We start from the raw sequence: 16,097 nt of genomic DNA, 5'->3' as shown, positions 1-16,097 counted from the left end.
TTATATATCGCCATCTTGAGGGAGCTTAGGGTAAAGCACAAGTTCAAAATCATCGAGCCTTTGCCACTTTTCTTTCTTATAAACAGCCTTTTCTAAAACTGACTTTAGGAGGCTGTTTTTCTTTTTGGGATCATCTGTTTTAAAGTACAGATCAAGAACATGCTCCACTTGAGGTATTGTATCTTTCTTCACTTTTTCCTTCCTAATTTCTGTTTTAATTTCTTTCTTTAAGTTTTCCATCGTGGAAGTAATTTCAGTAATGCGATCAGAAACTACATTCGAGCGTTCTAAAAACATATCGACTGTGTAAACGCCACGCTCTAATAAATCATGTAAATTATTTTTTTGTTTTTGGACATCCACTAATTCTTTTTCAAGCTTGCGTAATGCAGCTTCATTCATTTGAATAACTTGTGTTTCTTTTAATTTGTCATCTTGCTTATGTTTTTCAAAATCAGCTTTATAGTTGATGTACCATTCTTTTAAAGCCTCGAGTAAACGCTTTTCAATTAATTCAGTATAGCTTGATTTGTTTTCACAGCCACGGTGTTTACAATCCATTGTTTCTTTTCGGTTCTTTGGATAACGCTGTACCATACTGTAACCACATTTAGCGCATTTAATAATACCAGCCAATGGATTCTTTATTCCATTCGTATTGTAAGGAATGTGATATCTTGAGTTTAATTTTTCTTGCACTTGTTCAAATAAGCTTTCGGGTATGATAGGTTCATGTTTTCCATCGGCAATAATCCAATCTGATTTATCTTGTCTTGCACAGCTACGTTTTACAGCATCAGGCTGTTTTACTTCTTTTCGCTTTTGCCATGTTACTTTTCCGATGTACACATTGTTCTTTAATATATCTAAGATGCTATAAGGATTCCATTCATTACCTAACTTACTTTTGTAGCCAAGTTCATTTAACTTGTTTCTGATTGCGCTAGCGCCCATATCCTCGTTTGCATACCAATCAAATATCATTCTTATGACAGAAGCTTCTTCTGAATTGATTGTTAAAGTACGCTCGCGCTTATTTAAACGATGGATATCATATCCGAATGGTGCATGTGTGCCAAGGTAATTTCCAGCCTCTACACTTGCGATACGACCGCGTTGCATACGGCGTGTAATAATCTTTAACTCCTTACGTGCCATAAACGCTTCAAATTCGCTGTATTCTTCGTCCCACTCATCATTAAGGTCATAAGTCTTCCTAGGTGTCATAATCTTCGTATTCGAGCGTTTAAACGTCTCTAAAATGATTCCTTGCTCTTTCATACCACCACGACCTAAACGGTCCATATCCATACAAAGAACAACATCATATTTATTATCTTCAATTTCTTCAAGCAGTGCTAACATCTCAGGCCGTTTCACTAAGCTCTCACCTGAAACGATTTCCTCGCGGACAGAAAGAACATTTAAATTCATTTCCTTGGCAATTTTCAGCAGGGTAGTGCGGTGCTTTGCTAATGTTTCGCCTTCGCCGCGTGCTTCGGCCTCTAAATCGGCACGGGATTTTCTTAGGTAGATTGCAGTTTTCATAGACGGAACCTCCTTATTGATAAAATTATACGAACAGTAATGGATAGAAAGAAGTAAATAACAATAGGAAAAGTTTTCTATTAAGAGAACATTATTTCCTGTTATCATTTTAAATCATCTGTTGGTTGAGCATTTCTTTTGTTTTTTAATGCGGTTAACTTCATCTTTAATGATTTTAAAAATCCTTAAAGATGAATTCTATATATTCGCTAGGTCTTCACATCGTCCTGATTTTATTTAAATTCTATTATTAAACTTAACAAATAACCAGGCTGATTTGAATTGTTATGTAAGAAAAAACCATTTGGGCAAGGACTACTAAACAAATTTATTGTGCGACTAAGGGTGCTCTAGAGAGGACTTTCTGTAAATGGGTAGCGAATAATTGGTTTTCATAATGTAGCAAGCGTTCATTTGCCATTTGAAATGAAACATTAAAAGTCTCTGCTATTAGGCATATTGCTTCTACTCTTGTATCAGGGAAATCCAGTTTCCTTAACATAAAAGTAGGGATACAAAAATGTAGCGTAAAATTTTTTGCTTTTGCCTCTTGATAATCTAAAAACATTTTTGGTATATGTAATTGGTTTCCTACATGAAATAAAATATGGCATAGTTCATGTCCGAAATCTTCCCATTGATTATGGATTGATGTTCGATTATCAATGATAATACTAGGTAATTCGTCCTTATTAATGGCGCGACTTCCAAATGGAGCAAAATGTAACCAAATATTTAATTTTTGGTCAATTGTTATCATATCAATCTGTTTGGGAATCAAGATTGATAATGATCGATACATTTTTTCAATATAGTCTTCGAGCTGTGTTGTGTAGTAGGGCTGCGTTTTGTGCATATATTAGTTCACTCCATTATTTTATAGATAAAAACAAACGTATGTTCTTTTTTGTGGAAAAATAAAAGCCTAAAAAGGCTTTTATTTTTTTTATGAACCTGGAGAATTATTTTGATTTTGAATTATTTTTCGTAATATCTTAGTACGTTCTTCACGATTAATGTTTTCATATTCATTTAGAAAAACTTCGAGTTTGTTCAATAATTCATCTTGTCGGCTGGCATCTTCTTCAATTTTGTGGCGTTCAGTTAACATTTTTGATATATCATCGTAAACAATAAATGTGATATAACCACCAAATCTAAGTGCTGATAATAACATATATATAAGACTTGTGAAAAGTATAATATTAAAATATTGAGCAATTAGGGAATTGTTATCTGACGAAAAGAAAAGTGTTAAGATAATGTATAGGAAACCACCAATTAATGCATTCCTAAGATATTTAATGAGTTTTGTAAGATCTTCTTCCGATAAAGTGGAAATAATTGAACCACGTTTTACGCTAGTAAAAATTGTAAAAAGCGCAAAATAAACACCAATAAATATAGCAGCTATACTGATAAATGAACTTTCTTTTTTACTTAAAAAATAAGAAAGAAAGTTGTTTATATTAATGGAGCCATTAAACCAATTCAAGATAATTATGAGAGAGGCTAGTGAGAAAAACACAATGCATTTTAAACCATGTTCTTCCAGAAAAAGAAAAAATCTATCTAATCGTTGAAACATGGGGCACCTCCTAATTATATAAGTGTCATGTACTAAATGATTATACCAGGAAACTTAATACTTTTAAAAGGCGCATGCTTTGAGAAATTTGAACTTGCTGGTTCGCGATCTTCATAATATTCATTTGAAATCTCATCACATATATATTCCCAGTTATTGTTTTTATCCACATTTTTCAAAAACATTGATTTGACACCATCATGTTTAAGATCCACTTCTTCCATACGGCCTGTAGAATCGCTCTTATATTTAATTTTTACAGTTTCAAATAATTCACTTTCCTCATAAGCTAACAACTCAAGAAGGGATAGTAATTGTTCTGATTGTATGCCTACTTTCTTTCTTCCGTTGCCAAAGGATAGTTTTGCTGTATTAGCGCCAAATTGCGAATGTGTTTCAACGGTCTCACGGATTAATTTTCCTAATAAACTTTGGGGCTTATTCATTTTTGAAATGAAATGTTTTGATTTTCCTGCAATATCTAGTTTTATTTCAATTTGTCTAATATCATCAGATTTTGCAATATCTGCCCAACCTAAATTAGTTTCTACGGGTAATATTTCAATGTCCCAAGTGTTATTAGCATTTTTCGGAAGGAACGAGGATAAATATTGCGCTATCGAATTTATCCGAGGGCCATAATGGTTATATTCCACAATAAGTAATTTTTGAGTAGGGACAAATAATGCTGAACTCATCTCTAAGATGTCTTTTTTTATAAGTTCAGCTAAATCGGTTCCTTTTTTAGCCTCATAGGGCTTATGGTCCCGATACTTACCAAACCCAATTTGTCTATTACGAGACTTTGAAGAGTTTATTTCTGGCATCATTGCTTTTGAAATATAATCAATACCTTTAATCGTTCTTTGTCTATTCTGAGCACTTAGGGGTATGATTTTGTCAAGAAAATCATCTATTGCTAGGTCTGTTCTTTTTCCGTTTAGTGTAATATAACAATTGTAAAGATATGCATACTTTTTCATGAAGTTTCCCCTTTAATATTGATATTTTTTAATAGTTACTTAGGATGCTAACATTATGTATTTATGTAATTTTTAGGATTTGCACATTAAATGAAAACACACCATGTCGTGTGTTTTCATTTAATGTTATTTTAGCTTTTAAGTTCGGACCATAACTAATCATATGATTAGTTATGGTCCGAAAAAAATGCCTGAATATACATTTCAATTAGTATTGTTTATCCCCAGGTCTCCGATTCTTTTCTTTTTCCTTAATAAATTCCCAAAACTGTCTCAGCTCTTCCTGCTTTTCAGGGGAAGCATCTTTAATATCTTTGAACCACAAACCTAAGTCTGGGTCTGTTAAAGGATTATAGGTATCAATGTCTTTTTGAGTAACATCTCTGCCTAAAAGATAGTCAGTTGAAACCTCAAAGAAATCTGCAAACTTATTTAAAGTGTCATAATCAGGTTTTCTGTTCCCATTTTCATAACCTGATATTGTTGATTCAGCAAGATTTAATTTTTGACCTAACTCTTTCATAGTTAGGTTGTTTTTTTTTCTTAATTTGCGTAAGTTTTCTCCAATCATAGGAATCCTCCTATTCATCTTCTACGTTTAATTATACTTTGCAAAGTGCAAAAATTGAAATGAATTGGCAAAAACTTTGCAAAACGCGTTGACACTTTGCGAAATGCATAGTATATTTTGGTTAACAACACAAAATGCATAGTTTTAGGCGGTGATAATGAAATGGATGGTCCAAAAGAAATCCGCATGGAATTGGGGATTAGTATTGAAGAAGCTGCAAGAAATTTGGGTATTTCAGGCGGATATCTATCACAAATTGAAAATGGGCAGCGACAAATTAGCACAGAGAGAGCTGATCAAATAGCCAAGCTATATGGGAAGAGGAAAGAAGATATTTTTTTACCTACTCGCTATTCAGTTTGCAAAGTTTTGAAGTGATGAGGATTTAAGTATTGGTACGTAAATAAACAATAAGATCTGATTAATGAAAGAGGGTGAGAAAATGCCAGCAACTAACATGGCAGTACCAACAGATCCGTCGCATAAACATATAAAAAGCACTTCAAGAGGTGACACCATGAGCCAACAAGAAGAATATGCAGCGACTTATGAATTTGGAAAAACGAAAGTCCATGTTGTGGCTCCTGAGCCAAAATCGCAAAAAGATATTGATAAACTCCTTCAAGCATATTACAAGGCTGGTTGGGCCATCATCAAAGAAATACAAGTGAAAGAAAACATTGAGGAATAGTTCCTCTCTTTTTACATGAATAATAGACAAGTTACGTATGTACTAAATTCATTGTAACCATTTGAAAACTAAATATGGAGGCGAACAGATATGGGAACAAGCATATACTGCAATTCAGCAATAGGGGAATTATTACAGAATGCTAGAGAATGTTGTGATAATGTTCAGCTGAAAACGAAGAAAGGACTATCTAAGTACCTTGGCATTACACATGAACGCTTAACTCGTATTGAATCTGGACTTTCTAAACCAGAATTTGAGCTTGCGATGGATTGGTGCCATGCAACAGGAGCAAATTTGAATCAACAAGCGATTGAACATATTTATGGTGTTGGGTTACCGCCAACAGATCCACGTTTAACTCAAGATGTGAATTTACAATTGATGAACTACATTAAACAGGCTGAAGAGGGGATTATAGCAGCGAAGGAAATCATGAACTTACAAGTCGCAACAAGGTCATGGAAGCTTGATGAAAAAAAGAAACATGAATACGCAGTTCATGCAAAAGAAATCTTCGATACAATCCAAGCTACTCAATGTGTAGTACAAGCTCTTGAGCAGGTTCATTTTGGCATTATGGAACAAATACAAAGAAGTTGGTTGCAAAAGGCTATGGCGGAGAACGTTATTATTCAATCGGTGGATAGCTTAATGACTTTAACAAAGATGCTGTAAAGGAGGAAGAAAAATGACAGTAGATTATAAGCAACCTAGCTTAAGAGAATATAAGGAATTAATTCGCTATGATGCAAAACTAACTGGTGAAATTAAAATAGCAAAAACACTTGGTGAGGATTCAAAGTCAGTTGAGTTAAAGCAAGAGAAAAAGTTAGTGGGGATTCAAATCAAAATTATCGAAGCATCATTCATTTTAAAACATAAATGGGCAAAAGAAAAAGCTACCGCCTAGACAACAGTAGCTCTAATAAAAATATTGTAAAGCAATTATAACATTTTATAAATCATTTGGACAAGCACTGTGCTTGTCGTTATGACCAGAAAGGGATTGTTCCTCCCATCCCCTTAAAATACGTCTTTCTGGTTGTAACGATGCGTACAGCATCAGTCAAAACTGTATGAGGGAGGAAAGTGAAGATGAAAAGGATTCAATTAACAGACGGACAACCAACAAGTGTTAGGAGAGAAGATCTCAAATCAGGAGCGGTCGAGTTATTGGAGATAATTAAGACGGCATGTTTGAATAGTAGTTTGAGTTATGTGGAAGTAAATAAAGCTCTTCATGTGGTAGATGAAGAGCTTTATAAAAGAGTTATTAATAGTTCTTGTGAAAAATCATTAAATTAAACTGAGGTTATCTTCTTCTAACTCTTTTTTGTACTTGTCGTATTGCTCTTGGTTAGCACCTACAACATAAGTGGTGTTGTAGTATGCTTGCTCGTTATAGATGTCGATTAGCTTTGTACCAACATGCAATAGCGTCCAACCTTGTTCTAAATAATCATTGGCACGTGAGTTAGCTATGTCGTCATCAAATTCTAAAGTAAATACAATGTCTTTCATATGTAACACCTCCCTCTATGGGAGATTATACCAAAATAATAGATTTTTAGATATTTTTAGTAATTAGACAAGCGTTGTGCTTGTCGTTATGACCAGAAAGGGATTGTTCCTCCCAATACCTCTACAATGTTCCTTTCTGGTTGTAACGATGCGTACAGCATCAATTTAATTAGAAAGGAGATGTAATTCATGAACGATAAAAACAATCGTCTTCATGATCTAGTTCTTCCTGGGGATTTTTCATTTGCGAATAAACTTCGTAACTGTATGAGTGAATGTATTCATAACATGTTTAATGCAGAATCAACCGAAGAATCAAATCACTGGGAAGAAGAGCTGGAGCGATGTATGAGGGAATTTAAAATGCTTCGTGATACAAAAGAGGAACATGAGGCATCGATGAGTTATCGTGTAGTGATTAAAGATTTAAGAGCAAGAGGAGTTAACGCTTCATTGGTAACACGTAGAAAATAAAAAAGTCTATCACTTGGCAGAGTGATAGATAAATGGTCTTGCAAAGATCTTAGGATTAATTATATCAAATTAGCATTCGTATAACAACGGAGTGTGCCGCATGCTTTTAGACAAATCATCACATAGAGTGTTGCTGAATCCTAAAGTGTTTCAACAAGCAACATCAGAGCAACACCTAATTTACTTAGTAAAACAATATCTCAAAACAGGATATAAGAATTATCGCTTATTACGTGTAGAAGACGGATTTGCGATATGTAAACGGGAGGATGAATAATATGGCAGTTTATAGACCAGTACACGTTTCATTTTGGCAGGATTCATTTGTTTTAGATCTTACACCGGAGGAGAAGTATTTCTACTTATATTTGATGACAAACAGTAAGACGTCTCAATCAGGAATCTATGAGCTTCCACTTCGTATTATTGAAACCGATACAGGATATAACCGTGAAACTGTTATGAAGCTACTAGAACGTTTTGCTGAGTACGGAAAAATTAATTACAACCAAAAAACAAAAGAGTTGTTCTTAATCAACTGGTTGAAATTCAATCCGATTAAAAATGTAAACATTGAAAAGTGTGTTTTAAAAGAGATTCAATCTGTGAAGGACCAAGATTTTTTAGCTGATTTCTATGAAACATGTTTGCAATTAGAACGTGAACAAGATTTCAAAATCCCTCGTATTAAGGAGTATTTATCAGTCCGTTTGGAGGGGCTTATAAGGGGCTTCCAAGACCCTAGCAAGGAAGAAGAAAAAGAAAAAGAAGAAGAAAAAGAACAACAACAAGAAGAACGCGCAAGCGCGGAAGAAGTTGTTGAGGTTAATCCGATTTCTTTTTACGAACAAAACTTCGGACTGATTACACCTTTTATTGCAGATGGTATTCATGCATGGATAGATGATTTAAATGCAGAGCTTGTTGTAAAAGCTATGGAAATCGCTTTAGAGAAAAATACAAGAAACATGAATTACGTAAATACGATTTTAAGAGATTGGCATCTTAAGGGATTGAAAACAATAATGGACGTTGAGGCAGCTGATAAAGCATTTCGTACTCAGCGATTAACAAAAGCGCAGCAACAGACACAAGCACCTTATCAACAAAAAGGCTTATCGGAATCTACTAAAAACGTAATACAGCAGCAAAAATCATGGGAACAAAACATTCCAACGGATGAAGAACTTGCAGCGCTTAATCAAAAAAGTGGGTGGATGGTTCAATGAGTAACGATATGATTCGTAACACAGAAGCTGAACAAAGTGTTTTAGGTAGCATTATCCAAGAAGGCGATTTAATTAAAGATTGCCAGCTAAAGGCAAAACAGTTTTCTTTACCAACACACCAAGTGATTTTTAAAGCGATGAGAGAGTTAGAGGATGCTGAGGTTCCAATAGACCTTGTCGCTCTCATGGGGAAATTCGATGAAAGCTTTATGAATCAGATTGGCGGAATTGAATTCTTTGTAAACCTGACAGAAGTTGTAACGACAACTAAAAACTTCTCGTATCATGAAGGTTTAGTGATTGAAGCTTGGAAGATGCGACATGCTCAAGAGGTTGCTGGTAATTTATATAATCGTCTTCAGCATGAAAGAGATATGAGCGCTATTAGTACATCGATTGATGAATTAAGCGCCATTGAGGAAACAGGTTATTCAGATGAATTTAACCTAAAGGAAACACTAGTTGATCTGTATAAGAACATGCAAATTGATGTAGGGGATTTAACCGGTATACCAACTGGTTATGACGACTTAAACAGAATGACCGCAGGATTGCAAGAAGGTGATTTAATTATTATCGGTGCCCGTCCTTCGATGGGGAAAACAGCATTTGTATTAAACATTGCATTCCATGCAGCAAGCGCTCATACAGCAACAGGGGTCTTTTCTCTAGAGATGGGCGAAGAACAGTTACTTAAGCGTATGATTTCAAGTACTGGAAATATAGATGCTACGAAATTAAAGAACCCTAAAAAGCTATGTAATTTAAAGGATTGGGAAAAGATTAGTCAGGCTATGGGCTTGATAAATGATTTACCATTAGAAATTTACGATAAAGCAAATGTAACGATGCAAGAGATTTACGCAAAGACTAGGAAATTAAAGCGTAAGTATCCTGATAAAAAGGTGCTAGTCGCAATTGATTACTTGCAGCTTATTGTAGGTGATTCGAAGCATAGAGGAAACCGCATGCAGGAGATTGGGGAGATTAGTCGCAAGTTGAAACTTATGGCAAGAGAGCTAAATGTATGCGTGGTTGCATTATCACAATTAAGCCGAGCTGTTGAAAGCAGACAGGATAAACGCCCATTACTATCAGATTTACGTGAGAATGGTCAAATTGAGCAAGATGCGGACTTGATCGCATTTTTATATCGCGAAGATTATTACGACCGTGAAACAGAAAATAAAAACATAACGGAAATCATTTTAGCGAAACAGAGAAATGGTCCAGTTGGTGTTGTTGAATTAGCATTCATTAAAGAATTTAGTAAGTTTGTAAATTTAGAGCGGAAGTTCAATCACCAACAGGAGGCTTAATCATGCTGTTACGTCAGGAAGTAGAGCGTAGAAAACTAGCGATCATTCGTAAATTATTGGGATTAGGATTAGCTGAAATTAACGGACAAACATTAGATCAGCTAACGTTAACGCAGCTTGAAGGAATCTTAATTGCAAGCTTGCAGGTATTGGAGGGAAAGAACAATGCCAAAGCAATTAACAATTTTTGACGTGGAACCAGTTGTATCATTTGATCCTAAGAAAGCTCATATTAACCGTTTGAATTCAAAATTACGGTATGCAGATGTGGTTGTAAAAATACCACGTCACGCCAAAGCGATTGATGAATTAAAACCAACGACAGCGCCTGATCAACGTTATGAGTTATTTGAAGATTACACAATTGGAATTTGGCGTTATAAGCGAGCGGAGGATAAAGAATTTGTATGGGAAGAAGCAGAAAAAATGTGTAAGCAAGCACGGGATGAAAAAAAGCCGATTCCAATACGGCTTCATTTATCATTTGAACAATCATTTGTTCCAGAAAATGTTGTGCGATATTTGTAGACAAACAAAAAAGCCGAGATTGCTCCCGACTTACTTCGACAAAGTAATTATAACATATGGGAGTGATCTTGGTGGGAATCAGAAAAGAAAATCTTGTAGAAATGACAGCTGAAATAGATTTGAAAATAAACGGAATATATGTTGTTAAAAATGGTCAAGTCCAACTAATAGAACCACCTCAAGGTGGATTTGGTGAACAATCATTTGTATATCAAAGTGGAAAAGTAATTCGTATGGAAGAACGAAAAACACAGTTACTTTAATCAAATTTGAATTTTATTAAAAAATTGGACTAAAAGCATCGATAATGAGATGGGAAAAAGAGCATCATCACTGAAATAAAAAAGCCCTGCACACAGGGCGTATAAAAAGATACCTTAGCAATAACGACGATTAGGGGGACGTATTAGCTAAGGTATCTGGATGGATGGATGATTGCATACTAAGTATGCAATCAAGAGCATTGTTGAATGTATTGGGTTATTCAACACGTTCAGAATAACACGAAATTTCTGCTAATTCACCCGGTAAATTTATCCTAAAAATATTCGGTAGGATTTTTAGGTCTAAAATATGTTCATAAATTATAACAAAAGCGTTATTTTAACTGAAAGAGCATCCAACCTTTATTTAAAGGCTCTTTGATTTTAACTTCAGATGTGTCTCTAATTGAATAGTTATCACGAAAATTTACAACAGCAGAAATTTTTTGCTTTTTATTATCTGCCACATGTCCACATAGGTGGATTTCATGTGTTCTATATTCTTCGGAAGGTTCAACTTTTTTAATTATAATATCAAGATCCTTTTCTTTTTTAAAGTAACCGATAGTTACTAGTTTAGCAGTTTTACTTACTTCCGGCCATTCTTCACTGTATTCTTTTGGAACGAATTGAGATGAAACAAAGTGTATAAATAAAATGGGGATAGTAATAAAAGCTATACATACAATGCCATAACGTAATAATTTTCTTTCCACAAGCTGTCACCTACCAATGGTGTTTTGTTTAATCAAGTTAACAATCTATATATTAAACCATTATTAACCAGGAAGACATTCTTTTAGGTGACATTAGTATTACAAATTTGTAAGGTTTATTAGAAAAATTAGCTTAATGGAAAGTTGAATAAAATAGTTATTTAACCATAAATGAATAGAGCACACAAATATGTGTGCTCGTAGAAGAAATGTAATCAGAATGTCTCATGAGAAGCAAAAAATTGTAATCAGATTTTCATGAGTAAATTTTTAATATTGTATGCCTTAATTTGATTTATGAAGCATGTCACTAAAGAAAATCATCGAGTGGGATTTAGATTTAATTTAAACAAAATCCTTATTTAAAAACAAGAATCCCTAGAGTTAGGGCTCTAGGGATTCTTGTTTTGGTATATCTCACACGGTTTTATAAAAAGGTTAGAACATACTGAAGATAACATATGAATGTTTCATAAATGTATCGAAAAAGTGAACAAAATTGCTATTGCAGAAGTAGCAGAAATGAAGTTTCTAATAGTTAAGTACGTAAAAGGTGTTATTTCCAGTGGATAAAATGCGCGTGGGGCACCTAATCATTATTTTATCGGAGGAAAAGAATATGTTATGAACTTGGTTGAATGAAAAAATGAAAATTTTACTTTAAGCGAAGTTAATGAAATATATTTTTGGGGTTATATCAATGATTGTTATCTCGATGGACACTTTAACTTTATAAAAGTCCTAGAAGAAAAACACAACTATGAGGAATAGTAAGCTATAAAAGTGAACAAAATCGTTATTTTGTACCAAATGAAAAGAGCACACTAATAAGTATGCTCCTTGAAAGGTAGATTGCTATGCCTGGAGAGTCTCCAGACAATAACATATGCTTGTCTAGTTTAAGTGTGAAAGGCTTTTTAACCAAAAAGCTATTTAAATAAAAAAACCCCGTTTGTCTGCGGGGCTTCTAAGGGTAATCGTCAAGTAATGACGTACTCGACTAATTAACCATATCATGAATTTTTTGGTAAAAATACTGGTAAATGTGTCCAAATTAATGAGGCGAAATTTTGAACAAAAAATGCTATTTTAATAGCAAGGGGGCGGAGTACACCTAAAGGATTACGCCGTTTAAAAAGGTGAATCGCTCATATGTATCGGAACTATACAGGAATGGGCCCAGCACATGGGAGCATATGGGGATTCCCGATATGAAAGGAGAGCCGGAAGGCTCTCTTTTTTTGTTATAGGGTCCGCCAACAAAACGATAAACTGCAAGTGCATCAATACATTAGAAATTTTGTGAACATGAAGTACAAGGTCCGCCAGTAGGTTGGAATACAACATTATCAACAAAAGCTGTTGCTCCTTCCCCACCTGTAGCAATATTTTGGAAAGCAACACATGCTGTAGTTACACCAGCAGGTATACACACAACGAGAGTATAATGTTGGAAGCTAGATTGCGGTTGATTCGCAGCTGGGATAATATTCGGAATATTCGATGGGCCAAGAGTTGCAGGGAGAGGAGGACATCCATGTCCAAGTTCTGGGAAAGATACAGAAGCTATAAGAAATGCACCATCCCTTATATCCGCAGCAAAAGAAAACGTAAAACAACAACCTTCGCCAACATCAACCGATTGATTAATACTTCCACCTGATTCAATTGACGCAGCTAAGATACTAAGTGTCCCATTTGAAAGAATACGACCACTATGGGCGTTTGGAAAACCTACTTCTGAAACATTTCCATTTTGAATCCAACCTGGAACTGCATCACCTGTTACACCTGGCACGTCAAAACCAGGGTTATCAAGAATATTAGTACATGGACAACATGCTACCGCTGTTGGACCCGTTGGGCCTGTTACTCCTGTTGGACCTGTTGGACCTGTTGGACCTGTTACTCCTGTTGGGCCTGTTACTCCTGTTGGGCCTGTTACTCCTGTTGGACCTGTTGGACCTGTTGGACCCGTTGGACCAATTTCAGGTGGAGGTAAAGGGGGGCCGAAACATTCGCACGGAATATGAAATTTCTTTTTAAATTTACTCATTTTTACACCATCCTTATCATTCACCCACTTACACTATATAATTTATGAATTAGCTAACACGCATGTATAAGGAGAAAGCCTTTAAAAACAAAAAAAATAAACCTAAGCCCTTATGTCACCAATATAAACACATTCCATAATATATAAGGAACATTGGTTCACTTCCTGAGTCAATACCGTTGAACCTGTTGGTCCTGTTGGTAAAGTGAATGGCGGAAAATAGGTGGGCGTGTTGAGCCAATTAAACTTGATTCAACAGCAGCTCCACGGAAAACAATATTTTCTTCATTCATAAATTCACCTCCTATGATTGCTCCTCATAGGAGGTGAATTTATTTGCAAAGTTAAAAAAAGCATACGTAGGCTTATAAATTAAATTTAAATTTTAGTCAGTTACTAAAATATGAGAAAATGATATAATAATACCAATTACACATATAGTCCTACTGGAAGAACCAGCGGACACTGAACTATGAAGAGCATTAGTAATATTGCTCTGTAGTTTGGTGTCCGCTTTTTGTTTTTTATTAACAAAATAGACAAGGAGCGTTTATATATGAATCAATTAACTTTCTTACCTAAAATTGACCGCAAAGCAACACAGGTTCGTTTAGAAGAGATGCTTGAAAATGTTCGTATTTATAGACAGTTCGGGATGATTAGAAATGAGATGAAGGTTACAGCATCTAGCGAAGTAAGATATCACGGTCCAACAAATATAGTGGGAAAACCAGCTGAAGATGTCGCTTTAGCAAATGTTGTTATGAGTGAAAGAGAAGTGAAATTACAACGTTTGTCTTTTCAAATTGATAAGGCATTAAGTCGTTTTAGTAAAAATCAAAGGGATATTATTGTAAAAAGATATTTAGAAGATGAAGAAGTCTTTGATTACATGGTTTATAACGAAATTGGTATGAGTGAGCGTACGTATAGACGAAATAAATCTAATGCTTTTTATAAATTAGCTTTTGCTCTTAGATTAGAAGTTTATGAGACTGAAGAAACGGGAGGTAATGATTAATGAATTTTGTTCAACCGATACGTGATCCAGAGCAAATACAGCAGTTAAAAGAGTATTTTAAGGAAAAGAGCTTACGTAATTATATTCTCTTCATTATGGGTATTAATACAGGCCTCAGAATCTCAGATATTTTGAAATTGAAGATAGGTGATGTCAAAGGCAGTCATATATCTATGAGGGAAAAGAAAACAGGGAAACAGAAACGAATACAGATTACTGCAGCACTGAAAAGAGAACTTAAATGGTTTATTATAGAAAGAGAAGACAATGAGTATTTATTGCAAAGCAGACAAGGTAAGAATCGTCCAATTGGTCGTAGCATGGCATATAAGATATTAAGCGGAGCAGCGGCAGAGTTCGGGTTAGATGAAATAGGAACACATACGTTAAGAAAAACATACGGGTATCACATGTACATGCAAACGAAAAACATAGCATTACTCATGGAGATATTCAATCACTCGTCAGAGAAGGTCACGTTACGTTATATAGGTGTAAACCAAGATGCAATGGATAAAGCAATGACTAGGTTTAAAATCTAATCACTGCTTTTTTCTTTTTAAATCTAGGGGTATCGCCACACATCCATCAACTTAAGCGTTTAGGCTATTTTTAAAGTTAAAAACACGTTACTATTCTCCTATTGTTGACGAATAATAAAGTTGTAAAAAACTCCAATGTATTCACCTCAATTTATACTTAAAACAAATTGTGCACAGCGATTAATAATAATATAAATCCACTTAAAGCTGTGCTAAATTGTCCTAATGTCCAAGATCCAATTTTTACATTTGCAACTTTTTTTCCTAATTTAACTCCTAACCAAACAGTTAAAAAGCTGAATATTGCTGCTGATAATGAAATAGCAAATGGAGATAATTTTAATAGCCCTGCACCTAGTCCATTCGTTAGAGCATTCATAGATATAGCAATACCAAGAACAATAGCTTCAAAAAAGCTAATATTTCCTGATTTATCAAGGTCAGCTTTTTCAGGAGATTTTAAATATCCAGTAATAACATTTGAAACAGATTCATCGTCATCAAATACTTCTTGATTAACTTTCTTTTTTCTTGGAATTGTCATTAAAATAATTCGCAAACCAATTACAAACAAAAACACTGTACCAATAACGTCAGATAATGTACCAGGAAAAACTTTTGAAATATATTGCCCAAACAAAATACCCATTTCACTAAAAACAAAAGCAATAATCGCAATTATAAAGTTAGCTAAAAAACCTATACGAATATTACGAATACCATAAGATATGCCTACTCCAAAATTATCTATACTAGAGGATAACGAAAGTAATAAAATGGTGATTAAAGCTGTTATAGCCACAATTATCATACTCCCTTTTTGTTCTATGCTGAAACAGCAAGCTATTTTCTGGGTTATTGTATGTTTTTGCATAACGTGTTGTTCTTCATAAATGCTGGTGGTACTCCTATACAGTTACTCATAAATTTCGTACCGTGTAACTCAAAAGAGAAAGTTTAATTAAGTCAATGATTGCAAGGGATTTAGCGAAGGGGTCAGTTACACACAATATAAGATATGGGTAATTCAATTAAATATAAGAT

The 16,097-nt window shown here is 34.5% G+C and carries 23 protein-coding genes; 13 read left to right on the top strand and 10 right to left on the bottom strand.

Annotated features, from left to right (window positions below; genetic code table 11):
• The 5 genes from KPL75_RS05560 to KPL75_RS05540 form a co-directional block, all read right to left on the bottom strand.
• On the bottom strand, positions 1 to 1,548 hold the full coding sequence (locus KPL75_RS05560) for a recombinase family protein (RefSeq protein ID WP_219919713.1): 1,548 nt from the start codon (positions 1,546 to 1,548) through the stop codon (positions 1 to 3).
• A gap of 328 nt (positions 1,549 to 1,876) precedes the next feature.
• Positions 1,877 to 2,404, bottom strand: a complete 528-nt coding sequence (locus KPL75_RS05555) for an ImmA/IrrE family metallo-endopeptidase (protein WP_219919712.1) — start codon at positions 2,402 to 2,404, stop codon at positions 1,877 to 1,879.
• A gap of 90 nt (positions 2,405 to 2,494) precedes the next feature.
• Entirely contained in the window at positions 2,495 to 3,136 is a 642-nt protein-coding gene (locus KPL75_RS05550; RefSeq protein ID WP_219919711.1) for a hypothetical protein, read from the bottom strand.
• A gap of 32 nt (positions 3,137 to 3,168) precedes the next feature.
• Positions 3,169 to 4,119 carry a DUF6731 family protein gene (locus KPL75_RS05545; RefSeq protein WP_219919710.1) on the bottom strand — a complete coding sequence of 317 codons (951 nt, stop codon included), beginning with the start codon at positions 4,117 to 4,119 and terminating at the stop codon, positions 3,169 to 3,171.
• 208 nt (positions 4,120 to 4,327) lie between these two features.
• Entirely contained in the window at positions 4,328 to 4,690 is a 363-nt protein-coding gene (locus KPL75_RS05540) for a helix-turn-helix domain-containing protein (RefSeq protein WP_219919709.1), read from the bottom strand.
• A 162-nt stretch (positions 4,691 to 4,852) separates the two neighbouring features.
• Here KPL75_RS05540 and KPL75_RS05535 point away from each other — a divergent pair, with 162 nt between their 5' ends.
• The 5 genes from KPL75_RS05535 to KPL75_RS05515 all read left to right on the top strand — a co-directional run bounded on the left by KPL75_RS05535 (position 4,853) and on the right by KPL75_RS05515 (position 6,689).
• Positions 4,853 to 5,068 (top strand): helix-turn-helix domain-containing protein, encoded by a 216-nt coding sequence (locus KPL75_RS05535; RefSeq protein ID WP_219919708.1) that lies wholly within the window; start codon positions 4,853 to 4,855, stop codon positions 5,066 to 5,068.
• Between the two features lie 64 nt (positions 5,069 to 5,132).
• On the top strand, positions 5,133 to 5,381 hold the full coding sequence (locus KPL75_RS05530; protein WP_219919707.1) for a hypothetical protein: 249 nt from the start codon (positions 5,133 to 5,135) through the stop codon (positions 5,379 to 5,381).
• Between the two features lie 90 nt (positions 5,382 to 5,471).
• Positions 5,472 to 6,059 carry a sporulation sigma factor-processing peptidase gene (locus KPL75_RS05525; RefSeq protein WP_219919706.1) on the top strand — a complete coding sequence of 196 codons (588 nt, stop codon included), beginning with the start codon at positions 5,472 to 5,474 and terminating at the stop codon, positions 6,057 to 6,059.
• A gap of 13 nt (positions 6,060 to 6,072) precedes the next feature.
• Positions 6,073 to 6,294, top strand: a complete 222-nt coding sequence (locus tag KPL75_RS05520) for an RNA polymerase subunit sigma (RefSeq protein ID WP_219919705.1) — start codon at positions 6,073 to 6,075, stop codon at positions 6,292 to 6,294.
• A 185-nt stretch (positions 6,295 to 6,479) separates the two neighbouring features.
• On the top strand, positions 6,480 to 6,689 hold the full coding sequence (locus tag KPL75_RS05515; RefSeq protein WP_071728551.1) for a hypothetical protein: 210 nt from the start codon (positions 6,480 to 6,482) through the stop codon (positions 6,687 to 6,689).
• On the opposite strand, the gene KPL75_RS05510 is transcribed toward KPL75_RS05515, so the two are convergent.
• On the bottom strand, positions 6,681 to 6,905 hold the full coding sequence (locus KPL75_RS05510; RefSeq protein WP_000652091.1) for a hypothetical protein: 225 nt from the start codon (positions 6,903 to 6,905) through the stop codon (positions 6,681 to 6,683). The two genes, KPL75_RS05515 and KPL75_RS05510, sit on opposite strands and share 9 nt — an antisense overlap.
• Positions 6,906 to 7,094: 189 nt before the next feature.
• Between KPL75_RS05510 and KPL75_RS05505 the strand changes: the two genes are divergently transcribed.
• The 6 genes from KPL75_RS05505 (at position 7,095) to KPL75_RS05480 (ending at position 10,718) form a co-directional block, all read left to right on the top strand.
• Complete coding sequence (locus tag KPL75_RS05505) at positions 7,095 to 7,379, top strand: hypothetical protein (protein ID WP_012261572.1); 285 nt, start codon at positions 7,095 to 7,097, stop codon at positions 7,377 to 7,379.
• 278 nt (positions 7,380 to 7,657) lie between these two features.
• Positions 7,658 to 8,608 (top strand): DnaD domain-containing protein, encoded by a 951-nt coding sequence (locus tag KPL75_RS05500; protein WP_219919704.1) that lies wholly within the window; start codon positions 7,658 to 7,660, stop codon positions 8,606 to 8,608.
• A complete protein-coding gene (gene dnaB / locus KPL75_RS05495) occupies positions 8,605 to 9,927 on the top strand; it encodes a replicative DNA helicase (RefSeq protein ID WP_219919703.1) in 1,323 nt (440 codons plus the stop codon). The genes KPL75_RS05500 and dnaB overlap by 4 nt, the downstream gene beginning before the upstream one ends.
• 2 nt (positions 9,928 to 9,929) lie before the next feature.
• The gene (locus KPL75_RS05490; protein WP_016109007.1) at positions 9,930 to 10,118 is read left to right on the top strand and encodes a hypothetical protein; all 189 of its coding nucleotides are present in this window, start codon (positions 9,930 to 9,932) and stop codon (positions 10,116 to 10,118) included.
• Entirely contained in the window at positions 10,093 to 10,455 is a 363-nt protein-coding gene (locus tag KPL75_RS05485; protein WP_219919702.1) for a cell division protein SepF, read from the top strand. The genes KPL75_RS05490 and KPL75_RS05485 overlap by 26 nt, the downstream gene beginning before the upstream one ends.
• A gap of 71 nt (positions 10,456 to 10,526) precedes the next feature.
• A complete protein-coding gene (locus tag KPL75_RS05480; RefSeq protein ID WP_000512853.1) occupies positions 10,527 to 10,718 on the top strand; it encodes a DUF3954 domain-containing protein in 192 nt (63 codons plus the stop codon).
• A gap of 335 nt (positions 10,719 to 11,053) precedes the next feature.
• On the opposite strand, the gene KPL75_RS05475 is transcribed toward KPL75_RS05480, so the two are convergent.
• The 3 genes from KPL75_RS05475 to KPL75_RS27390 form a co-directional block, all read right to left on the bottom strand.
• Positions 11,054 to 11,434: a phosphoglycolate phosphatase gene (locus tag KPL75_RS05475; RefSeq protein ID WP_219919701.1), complete on the bottom strand. Its 381-nt coding sequence runs from the start codon at positions 11,432 to 11,434 to the stop codon at positions 11,054 to 11,056.
• A gap of 1,291 nt (positions 11,435 to 12,725) precedes the next feature.
• Complete coding sequence (locus KPL75_RS05470) at positions 12,726 to 13,490, bottom strand: collagen-like protein (protein WP_219919700.1); 765 nt, start codon at positions 13,488 to 13,490, stop codon at positions 12,726 to 12,728.
• Between the two features lie 170 nt (positions 13,491 to 13,660).
• On the bottom strand, positions 13,661 to 13,783 hold the full coding sequence (locus KPL75_RS27390) for a hypothetical protein (protein ID WP_258237015.1): 123 nt from the start codon (positions 13,781 to 13,783) through the stop codon (positions 13,661 to 13,663).
• A gap of 263 nt (positions 13,784 to 14,046) precedes the next feature.
• Here KPL75_RS27390 and KPL75_RS05465 point away from each other — a divergent pair, with 263 nt between their 5' ends.
• Together KPL75_RS05465 and KPL75_RS05460 are read left to right on the top strand one after the other, a co-directional pair.
• Complete coding sequence (locus KPL75_RS05465) at positions 14,047 to 14,511, top strand: ArpU family phage packaging/lysis transcriptional regulator (RefSeq protein ID WP_219919699.1); 465 nt, start codon at positions 14,047 to 14,049, stop codon at positions 14,509 to 14,511.
• The gene (locus KPL75_RS05460; protein WP_219919698.1) at positions 14,511 to 15,053 is read left to right on the top strand and encodes a site-specific integrase; all 543 of its coding nucleotides are present in this window, start codon (positions 14,511 to 14,513) and stop codon (positions 15,051 to 15,053) included. The genes KPL75_RS05465 and KPL75_RS05460 overlap by 1 nt, the downstream gene beginning before the upstream one ends.
• Positions 15,054 to 15,210: 157 nt before the next feature.
• Here KPL75_RS05460 and ytaF read toward each other — a convergent pair whose 3' ends face one another.
• Positions 15,211 to 15,855, bottom strand: a complete 645-nt coding sequence (gene ytaF, locus KPL75_RS05455) for a sporulation membrane protein YtaF (RefSeq protein ID WP_205753518.1) — start codon at positions 15,853 to 15,855, stop codon at positions 15,211 to 15,213.
• Between the last annotated feature and the right edge of the window lie 242 nt (positions 15,856 to 16,097).

The organism is Bacillus sp. NP247, from assembly GCF_018966865.1.
In the GTDB taxonomy this organism is placed as follows: domain Bacteria; phylum Bacillota; class Bacilli; order Bacillales; family Bacillaceae_G; genus Bacillus_A.
This window is presented reverse-complemented; position numbering and strand designations above follow the sequence as displayed.